Source organism: Mycobacterium sp. 134 (genome assembly GCF_048282715.1).
In the GTDB taxonomy this organism is placed as follows: Bacteria; Actinomycetota; Actinomycetes; order Mycobacteriales; family Mycobacteriaceae; genus Mycobacterium; species Mycobacterium septicum.
On the sequence record NZ_JBLVUN010000008.1, the window covers coordinates 2252653 to 2276454 of the forward strand.

Annotated in this window: 16 protein-coding genes and 1 pseudogene; 15 read left to right on the top strand and 2 right to left on the bottom strand. The window is 67.7% G+C overall.

What is annotated here, in order from left to right; genetic code table 11:
• Window positions 1-46: 46 nt before the first annotated feature.
• The 12 genes from ACNQVK_RS15590 (at window position 47) to proB (ending at window position 15952) form a co-directional block, all read left to right on the top strand.
• On the top strand, window positions 47-2014 hold the full coding sequence (locus ACNQVK_RS15590) for a prolyl oligopeptidase family serine peptidase (protein WP_418030230.1): 1968 nt from the start codon (window positions 47-49) through the stop codon (window positions 2012-2014).
• Window positions 2015-2024: 10 nt separating this feature from the next.
• A complete protein-coding gene (locus ACNQVK_RS15595; protein WP_418030231.1) occupies window positions 2025-3275 on the top strand; it encodes a saccharopine dehydrogenase family protein in 1251 nt (416 codons plus the stop codon).
• Between the two features lie 115 nt (window positions 3276-3390).
• Window positions 3391-4011, top strand: coding sequence for a DUF937 domain-containing protein (locus ACNQVK_RS15600; RefSeq protein ID WP_418030232.1), 621 nt, complete (start codon window positions 3391-3393; stop codon window positions 4009-4011).
• Between the two features lie 99 nt (window positions 4012-4110).
• Window positions 4111-6762: a valine--tRNA ligase gene (locus ACNQVK_RS15605; protein WP_418030233.1), complete on the top strand. Its 2652-nt coding sequence runs from the start codon at window positions 4111-4113 to the stop codon at window positions 6760-6762.
• Between the two features lie 7 nt (window positions 6763-6769).
• Entirely contained in the window at window positions 6770-8176 is a 1407-nt protein-coding gene (folC, locus tag ACNQVK_RS15610) for a bifunctional tetrahydrofolate synthase/dihydrofolate synthase (protein ID WP_418030234.1), read from the top strand.
• A 77-nt stretch (window positions 8177-8253) separates the two neighbouring features.
• Window positions 8254-8592, top strand: coding sequence for a DUF4233 domain-containing protein (locus ACNQVK_RS15615; RefSeq protein ID WP_418034176.1), 339 nt, complete (start codon window positions 8254-8256; stop codon window positions 8590-8592).
• An 85-nt stretch (window positions 8593-8677) separates the two neighbouring features.
• Entirely contained in the window at window positions 8678-9100 is a 423-nt protein-coding gene (gene ndk / locus ACNQVK_RS15620) for a nucleoside-diphosphate kinase (protein ID WP_418030235.1), read from the top strand.
• Between the two features lie 289 nt (window positions 9101-9389).
• Window positions 9390-12509, top strand: coding sequence for an Rne/Rng family ribonuclease (locus tag ACNQVK_RS15625; protein WP_418030236.1), 3120 nt, complete (start codon window positions 9390-9392; stop codon window positions 12507-12509).
• A gap of 165 nt (window positions 12510-12674) precedes the next feature.
• On the top strand, window positions 12675-12986 hold the full coding sequence (rplU, locus tag ACNQVK_RS15630) for a 50S ribosomal protein L21 (protein WP_044522855.1): 312 nt from the start codon (window positions 12675-12677) through the stop codon (window positions 12984-12986).
• A gap of 15 nt (window positions 12987-13001) precedes the next feature.
• The gene (gene rpmA / locus ACNQVK_RS15635) at window positions 13002-13268 is read left to right on the top strand and encodes a 50S ribosomal protein L27 (RefSeq protein WP_003879727.1); all 267 of its coding nucleotides are present in this window, start codon (window positions 13002-13004) and stop codon (window positions 13266-13268) included.
• 90 nt (window positions 13269-13358) lie between these two features.
• Window positions 13359-14834 carry a GTPase ObgE gene (gene obgE, locus ACNQVK_RS15640; protein WP_418030237.1) on the top strand — a complete coding sequence of 492 codons (1476 nt, stop codon included), beginning with the start codon at window positions 13359-13361 and terminating at the stop codon, window positions 14832-14834.
• Window positions 14831-15952: a glutamate 5-kinase gene (proB, locus tag ACNQVK_RS15645; RefSeq protein ID WP_418030238.1), complete on the top strand. Its 1122-nt coding sequence runs from the start codon at window positions 14831-14833 to the stop codon at window positions 15950-15952. The genes obgE and proB overlap by 4 nt, the downstream gene beginning before the upstream one ends.
• A 49-nt stretch (window positions 15953-16001) precedes the next feature.
• Here proB and ACNQVK_RS15650 read toward each other — a convergent pair whose 3' ends face one another.
• The gene (locus ACNQVK_RS15650; RefSeq protein ID WP_418030239.1) at window positions 16002-16637 is read right to left on the bottom strand and encodes a TetR/AcrR family transcriptional regulator; all 636 of its coding nucleotides are present in this window, start codon (window positions 16635-16637) and stop codon (window positions 16002-16004) included.
• Between the two features lie 66 nt (window positions 16638-16703).
• Between ACNQVK_RS15650 and ACNQVK_RS15655 the strand changes: the two genes are divergently transcribed.
• Window positions 16704-17990, top strand: coding sequence for a cytochrome P450 (locus ACNQVK_RS15655; protein WP_418030240.1), 1287 nt, complete (start codon window positions 16704-16706; stop codon window positions 17988-17990).
• Here the strand turns inward: ACNQVK_RS15655 and ACNQVK_RS15660 are convergent.
• The gene (locus ACNQVK_RS15660) at window positions 17959-18801 is read right to left on the bottom strand and encodes an NAD-dependent protein deacetylase (RefSeq protein ID WP_418030241.1); all 843 of its coding nucleotides are present in this window, start codon (window positions 18799-18801) and stop codon (window positions 17959-17961) included. The genes ACNQVK_RS15655 and ACNQVK_RS15660 overlap by 32 nt on opposite strands.
• 131 nt (window positions 18802-18932) lie before the next feature.
• Between ACNQVK_RS15660 and ACNQVK_RS15665 the strand changes: the two are divergent.
• Both ACNQVK_RS15665 and ACNQVK_RS15670 read left to right on the top strand, forming a co-directional pair.
• A pseudogene (locus tag ACNQVK_RS15665) lies at window positions 18933-20974 on the top strand (NAD(+) synthase).
• A gap of 140 nt (window positions 20975-21114) precedes the next feature.
• Window positions 21115-23793, top strand: coding sequence for a CocE/NonD family hydrolase (locus tag ACNQVK_RS15670; protein WP_418030242.1), 2679 nt, complete (start codon window positions 21115-21117; stop codon window positions 23791-23793).
• Window positions 23794-23802 lie beyond the last annotated feature (9 nt).

Genomic DNA, 23802 nt, shown 5'->3' on the forward strand with positions numbered 1-23802 from the left:
CCCGTACCGGACTTCGGTGCGGGCCGCGCCGTTACGGTGGGGAGTCATGACGGTGTTTGACGATCTCGACGACTACCTCGCTTTTCCCCGGGTGTCCGGTCTCGCGGTGTCGCCCGATGGCTCACGGCTGGTCACGACGGTCAGCACGCTCAACGAGAAGAAGACCGAATTCCTCAGCGCCATATGGGAATTGGATCCCGCTGGGGTCGAACCCGCGCGCCGGCTGACCCAAGGGGTCAAAGGGGAGTCCGCTCCGGTGTTCACTGCCGACGGAGACGTGTTGTTCCTCGCGGTGCGTCCCGGGGAGGGCGAGGACAAACCGCCGGCGGCCCTGTGGCGGCTACCCGCGGCCGGCGGTGAGGCATCCGAGGTGCTGACGATGCCCGGCGGTGTCGCGGGTGCGGCGAGCGCCCGCGCCGCCGACGCCACCGTCGTCACCGCATCCCTGCTGCCGTCATCGGCCGGAGTCGACGACGACAAGGCAAAGCGCGAGGCGCGTAAGGACACCAAGGTGTCGGCGATCCTGCACACCGGCTACCCGGTCCGGCACTGGGATCATGACCTGGGTCCAGACCAACCTCACCTCTTCGATGCCGACGGGCCGAGGGATCTGACCGCCGACCCGGGCGCCGCGTTGCGGGAGACGACCTTCGATCTCAGCGCCGACGGCGGGTTCGTGGTGACGTCCTGGCAGGAGCCGGGTCCTGGCACGGCCCTGCGGGTGACTCTGGTGCGCATCGACCGGGTCAGCGGCGAACGCGTCACGATCGCCCAGGAACCCGGAGTCGACCTGGAACGCCCCGCGATCGCGCCGGACGGCAGCGCGGTGGCCTTTACCCGGGAAACGCATTCCACTCCCACCGTGCCGCCACGGATCACGTTGTGCTGCATGCGTTTCGGAGAAGATCCGGTGGAGCTGACGGGCGACTGGGATCGCTGGCCGTCCTCGGTGACCTGGACACTGGATTCCTCGGCGCTGATCGTGACGGCCGACGACGGCGGCCGTGGTCCGATCTTCTCCGTGGACCCCGTATCCGGCGCGGTCACCAAATTGACCGATGATGACTTCACCTACTCCGATGTGCGTCCCGCGCCCGGCGGAGTCATCTATGCGCTGCGCAGCTCCTACGCCGTGCCGCCGCATCCGGTCCGGATCGATCGGGATGGCACCGTCACCACGCTGCCGTGCCTTGAGGCACCAGAACTGCCCGGCACGGTGACCGAGGTGACCGCGACCGCCGCCGACGGCACCCCGATCCGGTCCTGGCTCACCCTGCCCGAAGGCGACGAGCCGGCCCCGCTGGTGCTGTGGGTTCACGGCGGCCCGCTGGGCAGCTGGAACACCTGGCACTGGCGGTGGAACCCGTGGCTGCTCACCGCCCAGGGATATGCCGTGTTGATGCCGGATCCGGGCCTGTCCACCGGCTACGGCCAGGACTTCATCGCACGCGGCTGGGGCTCCTGGGGCGGCGATCCCTACACCGACCTGATGGCGGCGACCGATGCCGCGTGTACCCATCCGCGCGTCGACGCCACGCGCACGGCCGCGATGGGCGGATCGTTCGGCGGCTACATGGCCAACTGGATCGCCGGGCACACCGATCGGTTCGGCGCCATCGTCACCCATGCCAGCCTGTGGGCGCTGGACCAGTTCGGCCCCACCACCGACGGGGCGTACTGGTGGGCCCGCGAGATGACACCCGAGATGGCCGAGCGCAATTCACCACACCGGTTCGTCGGCGACATCGCCACCCCGATGCTGGTCATCCACGGCGACAAGGACTACCGCGTACCGATCGGCGAGGCGCTGCGGCTGTGGTACGAGCTGCTCACCCATTCGGGGCTGCCCGCCGACGAGAACGGTGAAAGCCCGCATCGCTTCCTGTATTACCCGACGGAGAATCACTGGGTGCTGTCGCCGCAGCACGCCAAGATCTGGTACCAGGTGGTGACCGCATTCCTGGGTGATCACCTGCGCGGCGAACCGGTGCAGTTGCCCGAACTGCTCGGGTAGCGTCGAGATCGTGACGCAGCGTGAGTTTGATCTGGTGCTGTACGGCGCCACGGGATTCGCCGGAAAACTGACCGCCGAGTACCTGGCCAGGGCCGCGGGATCGGCGCGGATCGCCCTGGCCGGCCGTTCCGAGGAGCGCCTGCGCGCGATCCGCGACGGCCTGGGGCCCGGCGCGCAGTCGTGGCCGCTGGTGACCGCCGACGCCACCTCTCAGTCCTCCCTCGACGCGATGGCCGCACGCACCCAGGTGGTGGTGACGACGGTGGGGCCGTACGCCCGCTACGGCATGCCGTTGGTCGCGGCGTGTGCCGCTGCCGGCACCGACTACGCCGACCTCACCGGTGAGACGACATTCATCCGCGACAGCATCGACCTCCATCACAAGCAGGCCGTCGACACCGGTGCCCGGATCGTGCATTCGTGCGGATTCGATTCGGTGCCATCTGATCTCACGGTGTATGCGCTGTACCAGCGGGCGCTCGCAGACGGCGCCGGGGAACTCGGTGACACCAACCTGGTGGTGCGCAGTTTCGCCGGCGGCGTGTCGGGCGGCACCGTGGCCTCGATGCTGGAACTGCTCGACACGCTGTCGTCGGACCCGGAGGCCCGGGCGCTGATGAACGATCCGTACACGCTGAGCCCCGACCGCGGGGCCGAGCCCGAACTCGGCGCTCAGCCCGACGTGCGGTGGCGCCGCGGTGGCGAGATTGCTCCCGAGCTCGCCGGGTACTGGACCGGCGCGTTTGCCATGGCCGCCCCGAACACCCGAATCGTGCGGCGCAGCAACGCATTACTGGACTATGCCTACGGACGTCGCTTCGAGTACGCCGAGCAGATGAGCCTGGGCCGCTCGCCTGCGGCGCCGCTGGCGGCCGCGGCGGTGACCGGAGCCAACGCCTTCACGCTCGGTGTGGGCGGCCGCTACTTCAACCGGCTGCCCGGCGGCCTGGTCGCGAAGCTGGCTCCCAAGCCGGGAACCGGTCCCAGCGAGCGGGCCCGCGAGCGGGGCCACTACCGCGTCGAGACCTACACCACGACGACATCGGGCGCCCGGTACGTCACGAGCATGGCTCAGCAAGGCGATCCCGGATACAAGTCGACAGCGGTGCTGCTCGGCGAGTGCGGGCTCGCGCTGGCAACCGATCGTGACGCGCTGTCGGACCGCCGTGGCGTGCTGACACCGGTGGCCGCGATGGGGGATGTCCTGCTCACCCGGCTACCGGCCGCCGGGGTGTTGCTGGAAACCACGGCACTGAGCTGAGCTGGCGCAACACGAACGGATCCGCCTGCGTCGAACACCTGTGGGGCAAGATCAGATTCGACTAGTGTCGTTGTCGAGGACTTCCAGTACGCCAGCAACGAAGGTGGGATGAAAAATGGCCGGTCTCGATGATCTGTTCGCGCAGATCCCCGTGGCGGATATCGCAAGCAAGCTCGGCGCAGATGAAGGCGAGGTGAGCGCCGCCATCAAGACCCTGGTGCCCGCGCTCGTCGGCGGTGTGGCGGAGAACGTACAGGCGGACAACATCGACTCGAGCGATCTTGAGTCGGCCGTGTCCGCGCAAGGCGCCAGCGGCCTGCTCGACGGTGGCGTGAGTGTCGACCAGGTCGACGCCAACGAAGGCAACCAGATCGTCTCGAAGATCTTCGGCGGCAACGACAGCAACCAGGTCGCGTCGGCGTTGGCCGGCACGGGTGCCGGTGGCGGTGATCTGATCAAGAAGCTGCTGCCGATCCTGGCGCCGATCGTGCTCGCCTACATCGGCAAGCAGTTCGCCCAGAAGGGCGCCGCTCCGGCCGGTGAGGCGCAGGCGCAGGCTTCCGGCGGCGGCGGGCTCGGGGACATCCTCGGCAGCATCCTGGGCGGCGCGACCGGTGGCGGTGCCGCCGCCAACAACCCGCTGGGCAGCATCCTCGGCAGCGTGCTCGGCGGCGGTGGCGGCCAGGGCAATGCCATCGGTGAGATCCTCGGCGGCCTGCTCGGCGGCAAGAAGTAGCCCCGGCACCAGCCGGCTCGAGAGCCTCCGACGCCCAGCGAACGCACCGGGCATCGGGGGCTTTCGCGTATTCGGGCACGTCCTTCTTAGAATGGCTCGGTGACCCCCACCCCTGACGATCGTGCCGATGCCCTCCCCAAATCCTGGGATCCGGCCGCGGTAGAAGCTGACCTGTACCAGGGCTGGGTGGATGCCGGATACTTCACCGCCGATTCGGCCAGCGAAAAGCCGCCTTATTCGATCGTGCTGCCGCCGCCCAATGTGACCGGCAGCCTGCACATGGGCCACGCGCTCGACCACACCCTGATGGACGCCCTCACCCGCCGCAAGCGCATGCAGGGCTATGAGGTGCTGTGGCTGCCCGGCATGGATCACGCCGGCATCGCTACCCAGACCGTGGTGGAAAAACAGCTCGCAGTCGACGGCAAGACCAAGGAAGACTTCGGTCGCGAGCTGTTCGTCGAGAAGGTCTGGGACTGGAAGCGTGAGTCCGGCGGCACCATCGGCGGGCAGATGCGCCGGCTCGGCGACGGCGTCGACTGGAGCCGCGACCGTTTCACCATGGACGAGGGCCTGTCGCGCGCGGTGCGCACCATCTTCAAGCGGCTCTTCGATGCCGGCCTGATCTATCAGGCCGAGCGGTTGGTCAACTGGTCACCGGTGCTGGAGACCGCGATCAGCGACCTGGAGGTCAAGTACGAGGACGTCGAGGGCGAGCTGGTCTCGTTCCGCTACGGCTCGATGAACGACGACGAGCCCCACATCATCGTGGCCACCACCCGCGTCGAGACCATGCTCGGTGACACCGCGATCGCGGTGCATCCCGACGACGAGCGGTACCGCCACCTGGTCGGCAAGACGCTGCCGCACCCGTTCGTCGAGCACGGGATGGTGATCGTGGCCGACACCCACGTCGACCCCGAGTTCGGTACCGGCGCAGTCAAAGTCACCCCCGCGCACGATCCGAACGACTTCGATATCGGGCTGCGTCATCAGCTGCCGATGCCGACGATCATGGACGCCAAGGGCCGGATCGCCGACACCGGAACCCAATTCGACGGCATGGACCGGTTCGAGGCCCGGGTCAAGGTGCGCGAGGCGCTGGCCGAGCAGGGCCGGATCGTCGCGGAGAAGCGGCCGTACCTGCACAGCGTCGGACACTCCGAGCGCAGCGGCGAGCCCATCGAACCGCGCCTGTCCCTGCAGTGGTGGGTCAAGGTGGACGGTCTGGCCAAGGCGGCAGGCGATGCGGTGCGCAACGGCGACACCGTGATTCACCCGCCGAGTCTGGAGCCGCGATGGTTCGCCTGGGTGGACAACATGCACGACTGGTGCATTTCCCGGCAGCTTTGGTGGGGCCACCGGATCCCGATCTGGCACGGTCCCAACGGCGAGACCATGTGCGTCGGCCCAGACGAGACCCCGCCGGAGGGCTGGGAGCAGGACCCCGACGTGCTCGACACGTGGTTCTCCTCGGCGCTGTGGCCGTTCTCCACCATGGGCTGGCCCGACCACACGCCCGATCTGGCCAAGTTCTATCCGACCTCGGTGCTGGTCACCGGCTACGACATCCTGTTCTTCTGGGTGGCCCGGATGATGATGTTCGGCACGTTCGTCGCCGACGATCCGGCCATCACGTTCAACGGGAAGCGCGGCCCGCAGGTGCCGTTCGAGAACGTCTTCCTGCACGGGCTGATTCGCGACGAGTTCGGCCGCAAGATGAGCAAGTCGCGCGGCAACGGGATCGACCCGCTGGAGTGGGTGGAGAAGTTCGGTGCCGATGCGCTGCGGTTCACCCTGGCCCGCGGTGCCAGCCCCGGCGGTGACCTGTCCATCGGTGAGGACCACGCCAGGGCCTCGCGTAACTTCGCCACCAAGCTGTTCAATGCCACGCGCTTCGCGCTGATGAACGGTGCGGCGCCCGCGCCGCTGCCCGCCGCGAGTGAGCTGACCGACGCCGACCGCTGGATCCTCGGTCGCCTCGAGGAGGTTCGCGCCGAAGTGGATGCGGCACTCGACAGCTACGAGTTCAGCCGGGCCTGCGAATCGCTGTACCACTTCGCCTGGGACGAGTTCTGCGACTGGTACGTGGAACTGGCGAAGGTGCAGCTCGGCGAGGGCGTGGCTCACACCACCGGGGTGCTGGCCTTCGTGCTCGACGCACTGCTCAAGCTGCTGCATCCGGTCATGCCGTTCGTCACCGAGACGCTCTGGAAGGCACTCACCGACGGCGAGTCGATCGTCATCGCGCCGTGGCCGCAGGCATCCGGCATTGCGCTTGATCCGGTTGCGGCACAACACATTGCCGATATGCAGAAGCTGATCACCGAGGTGCGTCGCTTCCGCAGCGACCAGGGCCTGGCCGACCGGCAGCGGGTCCCGGCCCGGTTGTCGGCGGTTACCGAGGCCGGCCTGACCGAGCAGCTGCCCGCGGTCACCGCGCTGGCCTGGCTGACCGACTCCGGTGACGGGTTCACCCCGTCGGCCTCCGTCGAGGTGCGTCTGACGCAGGCCACGGTCCTCGTCGAGGTCGACACCTCGGGCACCGTCGATGTCGCGGCCGAGCGTCGCCGGCTGGAGAAGGACCTGGCCGCGGCACAGAAGGAACTGGCCACCACGACGGCCAAGCTGGGCAACGAGGCCTTCCTTGCCAAGGCGCCCGAGAACGTCGTCGACAAGATCCGCGGCCGCCAGCAGTTGGCCGGCGAAGAGGTCGAGCGCATCAACGCACGCCTGGCCGGGCTCGAATGAGGGCCCGGTGACCGACCCGATTCCTTCCCCGGACGAGATCGCCGCGCTCCTGCAGGTCGAGCATCTGCTCGATCAGCGGTGGCCCGAGACCAAGCTGGACCCCAGCACGGCACGAATCTCTGCCCTGCTGGAGTTGTTGGGCTCGCCGCAGCGGGCCTATCCGTCTATCCATGTCGCGGGGACCAACGGCAAGACGTCGGTGGCCCGCATCGTCGATGCGTTGCTGGTCGCCCTGCACCGGCGCACCGGGCGCACCACGAGTCCGCATCTGCAGTCCGCGGTGGAGCGCATCTCGATCGACGGAAAGCCGATCACCCCAGCGCAATACGTGAACACGTATACCGAGATCGAACCGTTCGTGGAACTGGTGGACCGGCAGTCCGAGGCTGCCGGTGGCCCCAAGATGAGCAAGTTCGAGGTCCTCACCGCGATGGCGTTCGCGGCCTTCGCCGACGTGCCCATCGACGTCGCGGTCATCGAGGTCGGAATGGGCGGACGCTGGGACGCCACCAACGTCGTCAACGCCCCGGTCGCGGTGATCACCCCGATCGGCATCGATCACACCGACTATCTCGGTGACACGATCGCCGAGATCGCGGGGGAGAAGGCGGGAATCATCACCCGGCAGCCGGAAGACCTGGTGCAGACCGACACCGTCGCGGTGATCGGCAAGCAGGTTCCCGAGGCCATGGAGGTGCTGCTGGCCGAGGCGGTGCGCGCCGACGCGGCTGTGGCCCGCGAGGATTCCGAGTTCGCAGTGCTGAGCAGGCAGGTTGCCATCGGCGGGCAGGTGCTGGAGCTGCAGGGCCTGAGCGGTGTGTACTCCGACATCTTCCTGCCGCTGCACGGTGAGCATCAGGCCCACAACGCCGTTCTCGCGTTGGCCGCGGTCGAGGCGTTCTTCGGTGCCGGCGCGGACCGTCAGCTCGATGTCGACGCGATCCGGGCCGGCTTCGCGGCGGTGCACAGCCCGGGCCGTATGGAACGCATGCGAAGTGCGCCAACGGTTTTCATCGACGCGGCGCACAATCCTGCCGGAGCGACGGCGCTGACGCAGACCCTGCAACAGGAGTTCGACTTCCGCTACCTGGTAGGGGTCGTGTCGGTGATGGGGGACAAGGACGCCGGCGGCATCCTGAGCGCTCTGGAGCCGGTCTTCGATCAGATCGTGGTCACCCATAACGGTTCTCCGCGGGCGATGGACGTCGAGTCGCTGGCGTCGCTGGCCGAAGAGCGGTTCGGGCAGGATCGGGTGATCACCGCCTCGACGCTGCCGGATGCGATCGAGACCGCCACCGCCCTGGTCGAGGAGGCCGGGGCAGACGAAGGACTGTCCGGGTCCGGCATGGTGATCACCGGTTCGGTGGTGACCGCCGGCGTGGCCCGGACCCTGTTCGGACGGGACCCGCAGTGAGCAATCAGACCCCCGGTGATCAGACGCCGAGTGACAAGCCGGCTCCGCCGGACCCATGGAAGAGTTTCCGCGGGGTGATGGCGGGGACGCTGATCCTAGAAGCCATCGTCGTGCTGCTGGCCCTGCCGGTGGTGGGTACCAGCGCGGCGGGCCTGACCTGGGCGTCGGGCGGCTTCGTGATCGGGCTGGCCATCGTGTTGATCCTGATGTCAGGGATCCAGGGCCGGCCGTGGGCCATCTGGGCGAACCTCGGCATCCAGCTCGTGGTGATCGCCGGGGCGCTGATCCATGGGGCGATCGGCTTCATCGGCGTGATCTTCGCCGTGGTCTGGCTGTTGATCGTGTACTTGCGGCGCGAGGTCAAACGCAGGCAGGACCGTGGCCTGCTGCCCGGCCAGCAGTCGCCCAGCGAATAGCCGCGTCGTAGCTGTGCCGCAGTCCGGGCTCGGTCGAGGGCCCGAAATGGCGCCGCGCGGTTACCGACCGGTACGCTCTCTGCTCGTGACTGAGCAGACCCTTGTCTTGATCAAGCCCGACGGCATGCAGCGCCACCTGGTCGGGGAGATCCTCTCCCGGATCGAGCGCAAGGGCCTGACCCTCGCCGCGCTGGAACTGAAGAACGTCAGCGTCGAGCTGGCCAAGCAGCACTACGCCGAGCATGACGGCAAGCCGTTCTTCGACTCGCTGCTGGAGTTCATCACCTCTGGGCCCGTCGTCGCCGCCATCGTGGAGGGCCCGCGTGCCATCGCGGCGTTCCGCCAGATCGCCGGTGGGACCGACCCGGTGGAGAAGGCTGTGCCCGGCACCATCCGCGGTGACCTGGCGCTTGTGACCCAGGACAACCTCGTGCACGGATCGGATTCGCCGGAGTCGGCGGCCCGTGAGATCGCCCTGTGGTTCCCTGGCGAAGCCTCCGCCGGATAAACCTTCTCGCAGTCTGGTCTGTACCGCGTCAGTGATGTGGGATACTGGCTTCGGGTGTTCAGCCTCAACCGAGGTTGAACACCCGAATGAAGACTTCGACGAGCGCGACCACCGCAATCCGGTGCGGCGCGGGCCGTCCAGCCATCATTCAGCCAGGCACCGGGTGGGTTCGGTAGCGAACCGCCCGGAGCGAGACCACAACAAGCCCGGGGAAAGTGTCCCGGGCCAATAGCGGAAGCCCTCGCGTGGCCGCGTCGATACGACGCGCCCGGGGGCTTGAGGAGAATTCGTGGCCGAAGATGCCCAGAATGAAGACCTATCAACCCAGACTCCGCAACAGGAGGGACTGCCCGAGCGGCTGAGAGTCCACTCCCTGGCGCGGGTACTCGGCACCACCAGCAGGCGCGTGCTCGATGCCCTGGCCGAGTTCGACGGTCGTCAGCGCAGTGCGCATTCCACCATCGAGAAGGTCGACGCTGAGCGGGTCCGTGACGCACTGGCCCTGGGCTCGACAGAACCGGATCCGATCGATCAAGCGGCTCCGGCGCAGGTCGAGGCCGTCACGGTGGCTGTGACCGAGCCTGTCGCGGCTCCGGTCGAGACCCCGGTCGATGCCCCCGGACCAGCCACGGCGCCCGCCGCCGGGGCGGAACCGGTGTCCGAGGCGGACGCCGTACTGGTGGGCGATGAGCCCGAATCCCGGTTGATCCTGGAGACCGCGAACATCCCCGCGGCCCGCGAAGCCCACACCGAGCGGGCCGATTACCTTCCGCTGTTCGTCGCACCGCAGCCCGTCAGCTTCGTGCCGGTGCGCGTCGAAGAAGATGTCGACGACGAGGACGAAGACGACGACAGCGACACCGACAGCGATACCGACTCCGAGACGGACGACGAGCAGGCGGATCGCCCCGCCGCGCGTCGGCGTCGCCGGGGCCGCCGGGGCCGGGGCCGTGGCCGCGGTGAACAAAGTGACGAGAACGGCTCTGACTCGGGCCCCGATTCCGATGCCGACGACGACCAGGGCGAGTCGGACCAGGATTCCGATGACGACTCCGACGAGTCGGACGAGGGCAACGACGAGGACACCGCGGGCGGCGATGGCAGCAACCGTCGCAGGCGTCGCCGCCGCCGGCGCAAGTCCGGCGCGGGTGACAACGATGACGCGGGCTCCCCGGATGACCCGCCCAACACCGTCGTGCACGAGCGCGCCCCGCGCCCCGAGCGGTCCGGCAAGGGCAGCGATGATTCGGAGATCCAGGGGATCAGCGGATCGACCCGCCTGGAGGCCAAGCGTCAGCGCCGCCGCGACGGCCGCGATGCGGGCCGCCGGCGCCCGCCGATCCTGAGCGAGGCAGAGTTCCTGGCCCGTCGCGAGGCCGTCGAGCGCACGATGATCGTCCGCGACAAGGTCCGCACCGAGCCGCCGCACGAGGGCGCCCGCTACACCCAGATCGCCGTTCTGGAAGACGGCGTCGTGGTCGAGCACTTTGTCACTTCAGCGGCGTCGGCGTCACTGGTCGGCAATATCTATCTGGGCATCGTGCAGAACGTGCTCCCTTCGATGGAAGCCGCCTTCGTCGACATCGGCCGCGGCCGCAACGGTGTGCTCTACGCCGGTGAGGTGAACTGGGAGGCCGCCGGGCTCGGCGGGTCGAACCGCAAGATCGAGCAGGCGCTCAAGCCGGGCGACTATGTGCTGGTCCAGGTCAGCAAGGACCCGGTGGGGCACAAGGGTGCCCGACTCACCACGCAGGTCTCGCTGGCCGGCCGCTATCTGGTCTACGTGCCGGGCGCGTCGTCGACCGGGATCAGCCGCAAGCTGCCCGACACCGAACGCCAACGGCTCAAGGAAATCCTCAAAGAGGTCGTGCCTGCCGATGCGGGCGTGATCATCCGCACCGCCTCGGAGGGCGTCAAGGAAGAGGACATCCGCTCCGACGTCGAGCGGCTGCAGCAGCGCTGGACCGAGATCGAGGCCAAGGCCAAGGAGGTCACCGGGAAGAAGGCCGGCGCCGCCGTCGCGCTCTACGAAGAGCCCGACGTGCTGGTCAAGGTCATCCGCGACCTGTTCAACGAAGATTTCTCGGGTCTGATCGTCTCCGGTGACGAGGCCTGGGCCACGATCAACTCGTACGTGAACACCGTCGCCCCCGATCTGGTGGGCCGGCTCACCAAGTACGAACCCGCAGGCGGCGCCGACGCTCCCGACGTGTTCGCCGTACACCGCATCGACGAGCAGCTGGCCAAGGCGCTGGACCGCAAGGTGTGGCTGCCCTCGGGCGGAACCCTGGTCATCGACCGCACCGAGGCGATGACCGTCGTCGACGTCAACACCGGCAAGTTCACCGGTGCCGGCGGCAACCTCGAGCAGACCGTCACCCGCAACAACCTGGAAGCTGCCGAGGAAATCGTGCGGCAACTGCGGTTGCGCGATATCGGCGGCATCGTGGTCATCGACTTCATCGACATGGTGCTCGAGTCCAACCGGGATCTGGTTCTGCGCCGGCTGACCGAGGCGCTGGGCCGGGACCGCACCCGCCATCAGGTGTCCGAGGTGACCTCACTGGGCCTCGTGCAGCTGACCCGGAAGAGGCTGGGAACCGGTCTGGTCGAGGCGTTCTCGACCACCTGCACGCACTGCGCCGGCCGCGGCATCGTGCTGCACGGCGACCCGGTCGACACGGCCTCGTCATCGAACGCGGGCCGCAAGGCCGAATCCAGTGGCGGCGGTGGCGGTGGCGGCGGCCGCCGCAGCAAGCGGGGCAAGAGGGGTAATGCCCGTCCCGAGCCCGAAGAGGTGCCAGTCGTCAAGGTGCCCGACCATCCGGCCGGCGAACACCCGATGTTCAAGGCGATGGCTGCGGCGAACGGTCGCCACGACGAAGATCACGAAGGTCATGAGGGCCACGAAGAGTTCGGCGAGCACGCTGTCGCCGAGACTGCCGACGGCGAAGGCGACGAGCAGGTCACGCCCGAGGACGTGGAAGTGACCGACGAATCTCCCGACGGTGAGTTCGACGCGCAGGACGTCGACGAGTCCGACGAAGACGAGCCCGATGAATCGGATGAATCGGACGAGGATTCTGACGAGGAATCGGACGACGACGAGGACGAGATCGACCTCGACGACGAGGACCTCGACGACGACGACGATGATCTGGACGACATCGACGATGAGTCGGACGACGATGACTCGGATGAGGATGACTCGGATGAGGATGACTCGGATGAGGATGACTCGGACGAGTTCGACGACTCCGAGGATTCCGACGACTCAGACGACTCCGACGAGTCGGAAGAGGACGTCTACCAGGCACCGGAGCCCGTTGTGGCCGAGGTGCAGCCCAGTCGCGGCCGTACTCGTCGACGCGCCGCAGCCAGGCCCGCAGGGCCGCCCACCCACGAGTAGAGGGCGGTTTGACCCTCTACCCGCTGGTCAAGTACCCTTGACCAGTTGTCTCCAGTGCCTGTAGTAGTCGCAGGCCGGTGACGGCGGGGCATCCCGCCACCCAAGACCCGCGCACGCACCGACCGGTAGCGCGCGCCCGCAGAGAGCAGCAGAGCAGAGGACACGATGGCGACATACGCAATCGTCAAGACCGGCGGCAAGCAGTACAAGGTTGCCGTCGGTGACGTGGTGAAGGTTGAGAAGCTCGACTCCGAGCCTGGCGCGTCGGTATCACTGCCCGTCGCCCTCGTGGTCGACGGTGCCAAGGTCACCAGCAAGTCCGACGACCTGGCCAAGGTCGCCGTGACCGGCGAGGTGCTGGAGCACACCAAGGGTCCCAAGATCCGCATCCACAAGTTCAAGAACAAGACCGGCTACCACAAGCGCCAGGGGCACCGTCAGCAGCTGACAGTGCTCAAGGTCACCGGCATCAAGTAGCGAGGGAGCGAACTAATGGCACACAAGAAGGGCGCTTCCAGCTCACGCAACGGTCGTGAGTCTGCAGCACAGCGACTCGGCGTCAAGCGGTTCGGTGGTCAGGTCGTCAAGGCCGGCGAGATCCTCGTCCGCCAGCGCGGCACCCACTTCCACCCCGGCGTCAACGTCGGCCGTGGCGGCGACGACACCCTGTTCGCGCTGGCTCCCGGCTCCGTCGAGTTCGGTTCCAAGCGCGGTCGCAAGCACGTGAACATCGTTCCCGTGCCGCGCCCGGAGGCCTGAGACTCAGAGGATTCTCCGCGAATGTGAAGCAGCTGCGAGTTCTCGATAGGACTATCGCAATAGCTTCACATTCGACGGAGAGGATGTCCGATGCCCCGGTTTGTCGACCGCGTCGTCATCCATGCGAGTGCAGGAAACGGCGGCCACGGCTGCGCGTCGGTGCACCGCGAGAAATTCAAACCCCTCGGCGGTCCTGACGGCGGCAATGGTGGTCGCGGCGGCAGCATCGTGCTCGTCGTGGATCCCCAGGTTCACACCCTGCTGGACTTCCACTTCCATCCCCATGTTTCCGCACCCTCGGGTAAGCCGGGTGCGGGCAGCAATCGTGACGGTGCCACCGGCGACGACTTGATCGTGCGCGTGCCGGACGGCACGGTGGTGCTCGACGAGGACGGCCGGATGCTGGCCGACCTGGTCGGCGCCGGTACCCGGTTCGAAGCCGCACAGGGTGGTCGCGGCGGTCTCGGCAATGCCGCACTCGCTTCCCGGGCCCGCAAGGCCCCCGGCTTCGCCCTGCTCGGTGAGAAGGGGCAGACCCGCGATCTCACCCTCGAACTTAAGACCGTTGCCGATGTCGGCCTGATCGGTTTCCCGTCGGCGGGCAAATCCTCTCTGGTGTCGACCATCTCGGCGGCCAAGCCCAAGATCGCCGACTATCCGTTCACCACGCTGGTGCCCAACCTGGGCGTGGTGTCGGCCGGCGAGAACACCTTCACCGTCGCCGACGTTCCCGGCCTGATTCCCGGTGCTTCCGAGGGCCGGGGCCTGGGCCTGGAATTCCTTCGGCACCTTGAGCGCTGCGCGGTGCTCGTGCATGTCGTCGACTGCGCGACCATGGAACCCGGGCGTGACCCGATCTCCGACATCGAGGCGCTGGAGGCCGAACTCGCGGCCTACACCCCGACCCTGCAAGGCGATTCGACGCTGGGCGATTTGGCTTCGCGGCCACGTGCGGTGGTGCTCAACAAGATCGACGTTCCCGATGCCCGGGAGTTGGCCGACTTCGTGCGTGAAGAAGTGCAGTCCAAGTTTGGCTGGCCCGTGTACGAGATCTCGACGGTCAGCCGTGATGGTTTGCGCCCGTTGATCTTTGCGCTGTGGGAGATGGTGAAGGCCTACCGCGAGGCGCAGCCGGCGCTGGTACCGAGGCGTCCGGTGATCCGGCCGATCGCGGTCGACGAGAGTGGCTTCACCGTCGAGACCGACGGCGACGGCGGGTTCATCGTGCGTGGCACCCGTCCCGAGCGCTGGATCGCTCAGACCGACTTCGGCAATGACGAGGCCGTGGGTTACCTCGGTGACCGGTTGGCCCGGTTGGGTGTCGAGGACGCGTTGTGGAAGAAGGGCGCCAAGCCCGGCTGCGCCGTGACCATCGGCGACATGACCTTCGACTGGGAACCGCAAACCCCCGCCGGCATCGACATGCCGCTGACCGGGCGCGGCACCGACATCCGGCTCGAGCAGACCGACCGGATCGGCGCCGCCGAACGCAAGGCCGCCCGGCGGGAGCGGCGCCAATCCAGCGCGCACGCGAGGACCACCGACGATCAGAGTGAAGACGAGTGACGAGCGCAGACTCGTCGCCGTCGGTACATCGCAATGCGATTCGGACCGCGCGCAGCGTCGTCGTCAAGGTCGGCACCACTGCGCTGACCACTCCGTCCGGAGTCTTCGACGCGGGCCGGCTCGCGGTCCTGGTCGAGGCCATCGAGGGCCGGATGAAAGCCGGTTCCGATCTGGTGATCGTGTCCTCGGGTGCCATCGCCGCCGGCATCGAGCCGCTCGGACTGTCCAAGCGCCCAACGGATCTGGCCACCAAACAGGCGGCCGCCAGCGTCGGGCAGGTGGCCCTGGTCAACGCGTGGAGTTCGGCGTTCGCCGTCTACAGCCGCACGGTCGGCCAGGTTCTGCTGACCGCACAGGACATTGCGATGCGGGTGCAACACAACAACGCGCAGCGCACCCTGGACCGGTTGCGCGTCCTGCACGCCGTGGCGATCGTCAACGAGAACGACACCGTGGCCACCAACGAGATCAGGTTCGGTGACAACGACCGGCTCTCGGCGCTGGTGGCCCAGCTGGTCGGCGCCGACGCACTGATCCTGCTGTCCGATATCGACGGTCTCTACGATTCCGATCCCCGAAAAGGCAACGCGCGCTTCATTCCTGAGGTCGCCGCACAGGGCGATCTCGACGGCGTGGTGGCCGGCGGGGGTAGCCACCTGGGCACCGGAGGCATGGCCTCGAAGCTGTCGTCGGCGTTACTGGCCGCCGATGCCGGGGTGCCGGTGCTGCTGGCCGCCGCGTCGGATGCCGGTGCCGCCCTCAGCGATGCCTCGGTCGGCACCGTGTTCGCGCCGCGGCCCGAGCGGATGTCGGCGCGGCGGTTCTGGGTTCGCCACGCCGCGGAGTCCCACGGGGCGCTCACTCTCGACGACGGTGCGGTGCACGCGGTCGTCAAACAGCGTCGCTCTCTGCTGCCTGCGGGGATCACCGAGGTCACCGGTCACTTCCACGGCGGTGACGTGGTCGATCTGCGGGGGCTTGACGGGCAGACGGTCGCGCGTGGCGTGGTGGCCTACGAGGCCTCGGAGCTGGCCGCGATCATCGGCCGCTCGACGCCGGATCTGCCGGCCGAGCTGCGCCGGCCCGCGGTGCACGCCGACGACCTGGTCGCCACCTAGCGATTTGTGGAGGTCTTGGCCGTCCCGCGTACGGCTGAAACTCCACAAATCACAGTTCGGGGGACTCGAGATACAGGGCACCCCAGATGATCTGGGTGAGCGTGTTGGCCAGCTCGGCGTCGTAGGACGCCGGGTGTGACGGCAGATTCTGGTGGCAGGTCCTCTCCACCATCCAGGTCAGCGTGCTCGCGGTGGCGGCGGCGGGCAGTTGTGGCCGGATCGACCCGTCGTACTGCCCGTCTTCGATCACCTTGGTGAGCTGGTCGCCGATCCCGGCCAGCAGCTCACGGTAGGTCTGCCCGACGAGTGGGTCGTAGCCCGACATCTCGTTGAGCGCGATCAACACCGGCTGGTGGGTCCGATAGCTGGCGATGATGCCGGACATGGCGGCATGGACGTCGGCGGGGTCGTGCCGTCCCGAGACGTCCCACCACCGTTCGGCTGCCTGGGTCAGATCGCCGAACACCTGAGTGGCCAGCCGGCGCAGCAGGTGGCCCTTGTCCTCGAAGTAGATGTAGAAGCTGGCCCGGGAGATCCCGGCCTCGGTGGCCAGTTTGTCGACGCTGAGCTCGGTGAAGCTGGTGCCGTCCGCCATCAGCCGGTCGGTGGCATCGAGCAGTTGGCGTTCGATCCGCTCGCGCCGTTCCTCTCGGTTGGCCTGCGGTTTTCGCGTTACCGATGGCATGTCCTCAGAGTATCGGCATTCGCCACACCTTGACTAGACAGACTGTCTAGACCTATTGTCACCAACATGACTGTGTCGCCCATCACATCAGCTCCCTCCTGGCCTTCCGCCGCACGCCCCTACGACTCGATCGATCTGTCGTCGCGGAAGTTCTGGGCCACCACGGCCGCCGATCGTGAAGTCACGTTCGCCGAACTGCGTACCTCCCGCCCGGTCAGCTGGCATCCGCCCGTCGAGGACGCCCTCATGAAAGATCCCGACGATCGCGGGTTCTGGGCGGTGACCCGGCACGCCGACATCGTGGCCGTCAGCCGGGACAGCGAGACATTCCTGTCGGGCAAGGGGGTGCTGTTCGAATCCGTTCCGGAAGAGCTGCTCGAGGCCTCACAGTCGTTCCTGGCGATGGACGCGCCTCGGCACACGCTGATCCGCAAACTGGTCCACGCCGCGTTCACGCCTCGGCAGGTGGCCCGCATCGAAGACTCGATCAAGGAGAACGCCCGCGAGATCGTGGCCGAGCTCAAGGAAGTCGGCAGCGGGGTGGACTTCGTCGACCAGTGCGCCAAGGAACTGCCCATCAGAACGCTGTCGGACATGGTCGGGATCCCGGAGTCCGAACGGCAGCGGGTGGCACATGCCGCCGACGCGCTGGTGTCCTGGGCGGACCCGGTCTACCTGGCCGGGCGCAACCCGCTGGAGGTGCTGCTTCAGAACCAGATGTACCTGCATCAGGTGGCGAATGCGCTTGCCGCAGAACGCAGGGAAAGCCCGGGCAATGATCTGATCAGCGCGCTGGTGCACGCCGAGGTCGACGGGGATCGGCTCACCGATGCCGAGGTCGCGGCGTTCTTCGTGCTGCTGGCGGTGGCGGGCAACGACACCACGCGCCAGACCACCAGCCACGCGCTCAAGGCGCTCACCGACCACCCCGATCAGAGAGCCTGGCTCATGGCGGATTTCGACGACCGGGTCGGCGGTGCAGTCGAGGAGTTCGTCCGGTGGGCGACGCCGGTGATGACCTTCCGGCGCACCGCGGCCGTCGATGTCGAACTCGGTGGACAGCAGATCTCCGCGGGGGAGAAGGTGGTGATGTTCTACGCCTCGGGCAACAGGGACGCCGAGGTGTTCGACCGGCCGGAGGTTTTCGACCTGAGCCGAAAGCCCAATCCACACCTCGGATTCGGTGGCGGCGGCCGCCATTTCTGCCTGGGTGCGCATGTCGCCCGGACGCAGTTGCGGGCGATCTTCGGTGAGCTGTTGCACCAGCTGCCCGATATCGCCGCGGGGGAGCCCGCCTACCTGGAGGGCAACTTCGTGCACGCTATCCGGGCGATGCCGTGCACGTTCTCCTGAGTTCGCCGGCCAGCAGCGTCAACATCTCCGAACAGCCCGCCTCGACCTTGACCGTGGCCTGGTCGTCGCCGCGGGTGGGGCCGCGGTTGATGATCCCCACCGGGATGTTGTGCGCGGCCGCGTGCCGGACGAATCGGTAGCCGGAATACACGGTCAGCGAGGAACCCGCCACCAACAGCGCCTCGGCGTCCTCCACCATCGAATACGCTTGTTCGACACGGTCTTTGGGGACATTCTCGCCGAAGTAGACGATGTCGGGTTTGAGCATGCCCCCGCACACCGGGCAGTCCACGATGACAAACGAACTCGTCTCACTGATCACGGCGTCGGCGTCGGGGGCCACTGCGATGCCGCCGACCGACTCGGCACGTTCGATGAAGCCGGGATTGGCCGTCTCCAGCAGGGCGGCCAACTCGTCGCGGCCCGTGGTCGCGCCGCAGCCCAGGCAGATCACCTGCGCGTAGGTGCCGTGCAGGTTGACCACCGACCGGCTGCCGGCCTTGCTGTGCAGCAGGTCCACGTTCTGGGTGATCAGTCCGCTCACCACCCCGGTGGATTCCAGCGCGGCCAGGGCACGGTGCCCGGCGTTGGGCAGGGTTTCGTCCATGTGGCGCCAGCCGACGTGATTGCGGGCCCAGTACCGCTGGCGGAACACCGGATCGGAGGTGAACTGCCGGATCGTCATCGGATTGCTCGGGGGGGAATCCGGGCCGCGGTAGTCGGGGATGCCGGAATCGGTCGACATCCCGGCCCCGGTCAGTACCGCGACGCGGCGGCCCTGAAGTAGGGCGACGAGTTCGGGGGCATCCACCTTCGCCAGGATAGGCCGCCCGTGAGGCGGTAGCGGTCGAGCCTGTCCGCAACCCCCGGGGCGGTATCGCTCCTGCGTCAATTGGTACCCAGTGGCCCGATATCGATGCTTTTCGGGTCACAATGGGCGTGATGGACTTCTACAGCGCCTACCACCACGGTTTCGCGCGGGTTGCCGCCTGCACCCACCACACGGCGCTGGCGGATCCGCCGGCGAACGCCGAATCGGTGCTCCGGTTGGCGCAGGCCTGCCACGACGATGGCGTGGCCGTCGCGGTGTTCCCCGAGCTGACGTTGTCGGGCTATTCGATCGACGACATCCTCATGCAGGATGCCCTGCTGGAGTCGGTGGAACAGGCGCTCATCGAAATCGTCGCGGCCTCGGTGGTGTTGGCACCGGTGCTGGTGGTCGGTGCGCCGCTGCGGCACCGGCACCGGATCTACAACGCGGCGGTCGTCATCCACCGCGGCGCCGTGCTCGGTGTGGCACCCAAGTCCTATCTGCCCACCTACCGGGAGTTCTACGAGCGCAGGCAGATGGCCACCGGCGCCGATGTCCGCGGCACCATTCGGGTGGCCGGGGCGGAGGTTCCGTTCGGGCCCGACCTGCTGTTCGTGGCCTCCGACCTTCCGGGATTGGTGCTGCACGTCGAGATCTGTGAGGACATGTTCGTGCCGGTGCCGCCCAGCGCGCAAGCGGCGCTCGCGGGTGCGACGGTGCTGGCCAATCTCTCGGGCAGCCCGATCACCGTGGGCCGCGCCGAAGACCGTGCGCTGCTGGCCCGTTCGGCCTCGTCGCGGTGCCTGGCCGCCTACGTGTACGCCGCTGCCGGTGAGGGGGAGTCGACCACCGACCTGGCCTGGGACGGCCAGACCATGATCTGGGAGAACGGGCTGCTGCTCGCCGAGAGTGAGCGCTTCCCCCGCGGTGAACGACGCTCGGTGGCCGACGTGGATCTGGAGTTGCTGCGGTCCGAGCGGCTGCGGATGGGCACGTTCGACGACAACGCCAGACACCACGGCGGTCTCGTGGATTCGTTCCGCCGCATCGAGTTCCAGCTCGACCCGCCGACGGGCGACATCGGGCTGCTGCGTGAGATCGAGCGTTTCCCGTTCGTTCCGGCGGATCCCGCGCGGCTGCAACAGGATTGCTACGAGGCCTACAACATCCAGGTCTCCGGTCTGGAGCAGCGACTGCGGGCGCTGAACTACCCCAAGGTGGTGATCGGGGTCTCCGGCGGTCTGGATTCCACTCATGCCCTGATCGTGGCGGCCCGGGCGATGGATCGGGAAAACCGTCCGCGGAGTGACATTCTCGCGTTCACCATGCCCGGCTTCGCCACCGGCGAGCACACCAAGAACAACGCGATCCGGCTGAGTGAGGCGCTGGGCGTGACGTTCGCCGAGATCGACATCAAGAAGACCGCCGAGCTCATGCTCACCGAGATGGACCATCCGTTCGGCCGAGGCGAGAAGGTCTACGACGTCACGTTCGAGAACGTCCAAGCCGGCCTGCGAACCGACTATCTGTTCCGGCTGGCCAATCAGCGCGGGGGCATCGTGCTCGGCACCGGCGACCTGTCCGAGCTGGCGCTGGGCTGGTCGACGTACGGCGTCGGCGACCAGATGTCGCACTACAACGTCAACGGCGGGGTGCCGAAAACCCTGATCCAGCATCTGATTCGGTGGGTGATCTCCTCGGACCAGTTCGGCGTTGAGGTGAACGAGGTCCTGCAATCGGTGCTGGACACCGAGATCACCCCTGAGCTGGTGCCCACCGGCGAGGACGAGGAGATCCAGAGCAGCGAGGCCAAGGTCGGTCCCTATGCGCTGCAGGATTTTTCGTTGTTCCAGGTGCTGCGCTACGGGTTCCGTCCGTCGAAGGTGGCGTTCCTGGCCTGGCATGCCTGGCATGACGCGTCCCTCGGTGACTGGCCCGCCGGGTTCCCCGAGGACAAGCGCCGGCGTACTCGCTCAAGGAGATCCGGCACTGGCTGCAGGTGTTCGCGCAGCGGTTCTACTCGTTCTCGCAATTCAAGCGTTCGGCGCTGCCGAACGGCCCCAAGGTGTCGCATGGCGGCGCCCTGTCGCCGCGTGGCGACTGGCGGGCGCCGTCGGACATGTCGGCGCGGATCTGGCTCGACGAGATCGAGCGGAGCGTTCCCGAGCAGTAGTTCTGACCGGCCCCAATGGTCGGTTCACCCAATTGACGACGCAAAAAATTGACAAGCTAACCTTCTGGCTCACATCGGCGCGCTAATGTGCGGCGGGTCACAGTTCCGGCGGTGCCGGATGTCGGGTCGAGGAGGTTGCGTTGGGTGCTGCGAAGTACGTCGGTCGGGTAGGCGGATTGGCGGTCGCGCTCGGGGTCGGATCGGCTGTCGTGCTGGGCGGGCAGGTGCTGAGCGCACCGGCCGCCTCGGCATCACCCGGTTCCAGCGACACCTCGTCGCAGTCCCCATCCGCGCCGGGCGCCAAGAAGGGCCCCGCCAAGGACCGGCAGGGCGCCCAGTCTTCGCGGCAGGCCGCGGTACGCGCGGCGATCAAGGACCGGGCGGCCAAGCTCGGTGAATCCGGCCGCCACCGCGTCAGCGCGACGACGCCGAAGTCCGACGTCGTGCAGTCGATCACCGACCGACTGTCAGAGGCGCAGGCTGCGGTCGAGGCCGGCCTGACCCGTCACGGCAGCGACTCGGCCCCGGCCGAAAAACCCAAGGTCACCAAGCCCGCCGAGACGCTGCGGGGACTGTCCGCCAAGCCGAATCTGCCCCGTCCGCTGCGCGATCACGTTCGGACGCCGGAGTCGGACGCGACCGATGACGAGCCGACGACCGAGGCCGTCGAAACGGGTCTGGCTGACGAACCCGCAACGACACCGGCGATCACCGCGACGGCCGAGACCGAGGCAGCGCCGGCCGCAGGCGCGGCTCCCGTGCGGGGCTTGATCGAGACCGTCGTCAACGACATCGCCAGGACGCTGGCCGGAAATTCGCCTACCGCACCCGCGCCCGATTCGCCTGCCGAGTGGGTTTTGCTGGCGGCCGCGCGTCGGGAGTTCTCCACGGCCGCCGTGTCTCCGACCGCGGGCGCCACCGGCGGCATCGTCGCGGCGCCATCGGTCGGCATCACCGACGGCATCATCCACGGCACCACCGGGGCCACCAGTTCGAGCGGTCTGCCGCTCACCTACACCGTCATCGGTGACCCGAGCGCAGGCGGCAAGGTGCGGCTCAACTCGGCCAACGGGACCTTCACGTTCCTGCCCTACGCGACCGTGGTCGACAGCGGCGGCACCGAGAAGTTCACCGTCCTGGTAGCCGAGACCACGGCGTTCGACGCTGCGCTGCAACAGATCCCGATCGTGGGCTCGTTCGTGCCGCAGGTGCTGGTGATCGTTCACCAGGTGCCGGTCGTGAGCGACCTGCTGGCGCCGCTCATCGGCGACGCCGAGGTGGTGGACGTCAACGTCGACGTCGGCGAGCTGGCACCGGCGGGCACCCCGGTGGCCTATACGGTCAAGGTGACGTCCTTCGACGGCGCGCAGATCAGCATGAACTACTTCCCGGCGTCAGGACTTGAGGCAGGCGACGAGGCGCCGACCATCTTCAGCGGTGCGGGCCTGTCCAGTGCAGGTGACACCAACCCGTACTCCGGGGGCGCCACCGGCGTCGGCACGTTCCGCGATGCGGGCTACAACGTCGTCACCTGGGATTCGCGCGGCGAGCACGACTCGGGCGGGATCCTGCAGCTGGACAACCCGTTCTTCGAGGGCCGCGACGTCTCGGCCCTGATCGACTATGTGGCCAAGCAACCCGGGACCCAGCTCGACGGGGCGAACGACCCGCGGATGGGCATGGTGGGCCCTTCATACGGCGGCGGTATCCAGTGGGTCACCGCGGGCACCGACAACCGGGTCGACGCGATCGTCCCGACGATCTCGTGGAACTCCCTGAACGGTTCGCTGTACCCCAACGGGGCGTTCAAGACGTCGTATGCCGCGCTGCTGTTGCTGTCGCTGGTGACATCCGGCGCGAACATCAACAGCCAGCTGTACAGCGGCATCTTCACCGGTGCGGTGCTCGGCGTCCTTACCCCCGAGCAGCAGGCCATCCTGGCCAGCAGCGGCCCGACCGCCCTGGTCAACAAGGTCACCGCTCCGACACTGATCATCCAGGGCACCGTCGACGTGTTGTTCCCGCTGCAGCAGGCGATCGACAACGCGACGATCCTGGACGCCAACGGGGTGCCGGTGAAGATGGTCTGGTTCTGTGGCGGCCACGGCAACTGCGAGACCCCGCCCGGTGACAGCGCGGAGATGGTCCAGACCGCGACGCTGAGCTGGTTGGACACCTACGTCAAGCACAAGGGCGAAGACGTGGACGACGGTCTTCCCAGGTTCCAGTGGATCGACCAGAACGGCGATCACTACACGTCCGATCTGCTGCCATCCGACCCCGATTTCACCGGCACACCGGTCACGGCGTCCGGCGGCGGTGGCGTGTTGGGGATCGTCCCGATCCTCGGCGGTTCCGGACCGGGCGCCGCGGGGATTCCGTTCGGGCTCGGCGACGGCACCAAGGCGGCCAACGCGGTGAACACCACGGTGACCGCGCCGTCGGGCACCGCGACCCAGATCGTCGGGGCGCCCGAACTGACGATGACCTACTCCGGCATCGGCACCAGCCGTCACGTCTACGCCCAGATCGTCGACGACCAGACCGGGCAGGTGATCGGCAACGTGGTCACGGCGATCCCGGTCACCCTCGACGGTAAGGAGCACACCGTCACCATTCCGATGGAGGCCGTCGCCTACACGCTGGAGCCCGGGCACACCGCCACGGTGCAGATCACCAGTTCGGCCACACCGTTCCTCAACTTCACCCAGTTCGGCGTCATCGACATCTCCGGTGTGGAAGTGTCGCTGCCGACCGTGGGACCCGGTGCCAACGCGCACCCCGCGGCCGACGCCGCTCAGGAGGTGGTCAGCGTCTAGCGATGCCGG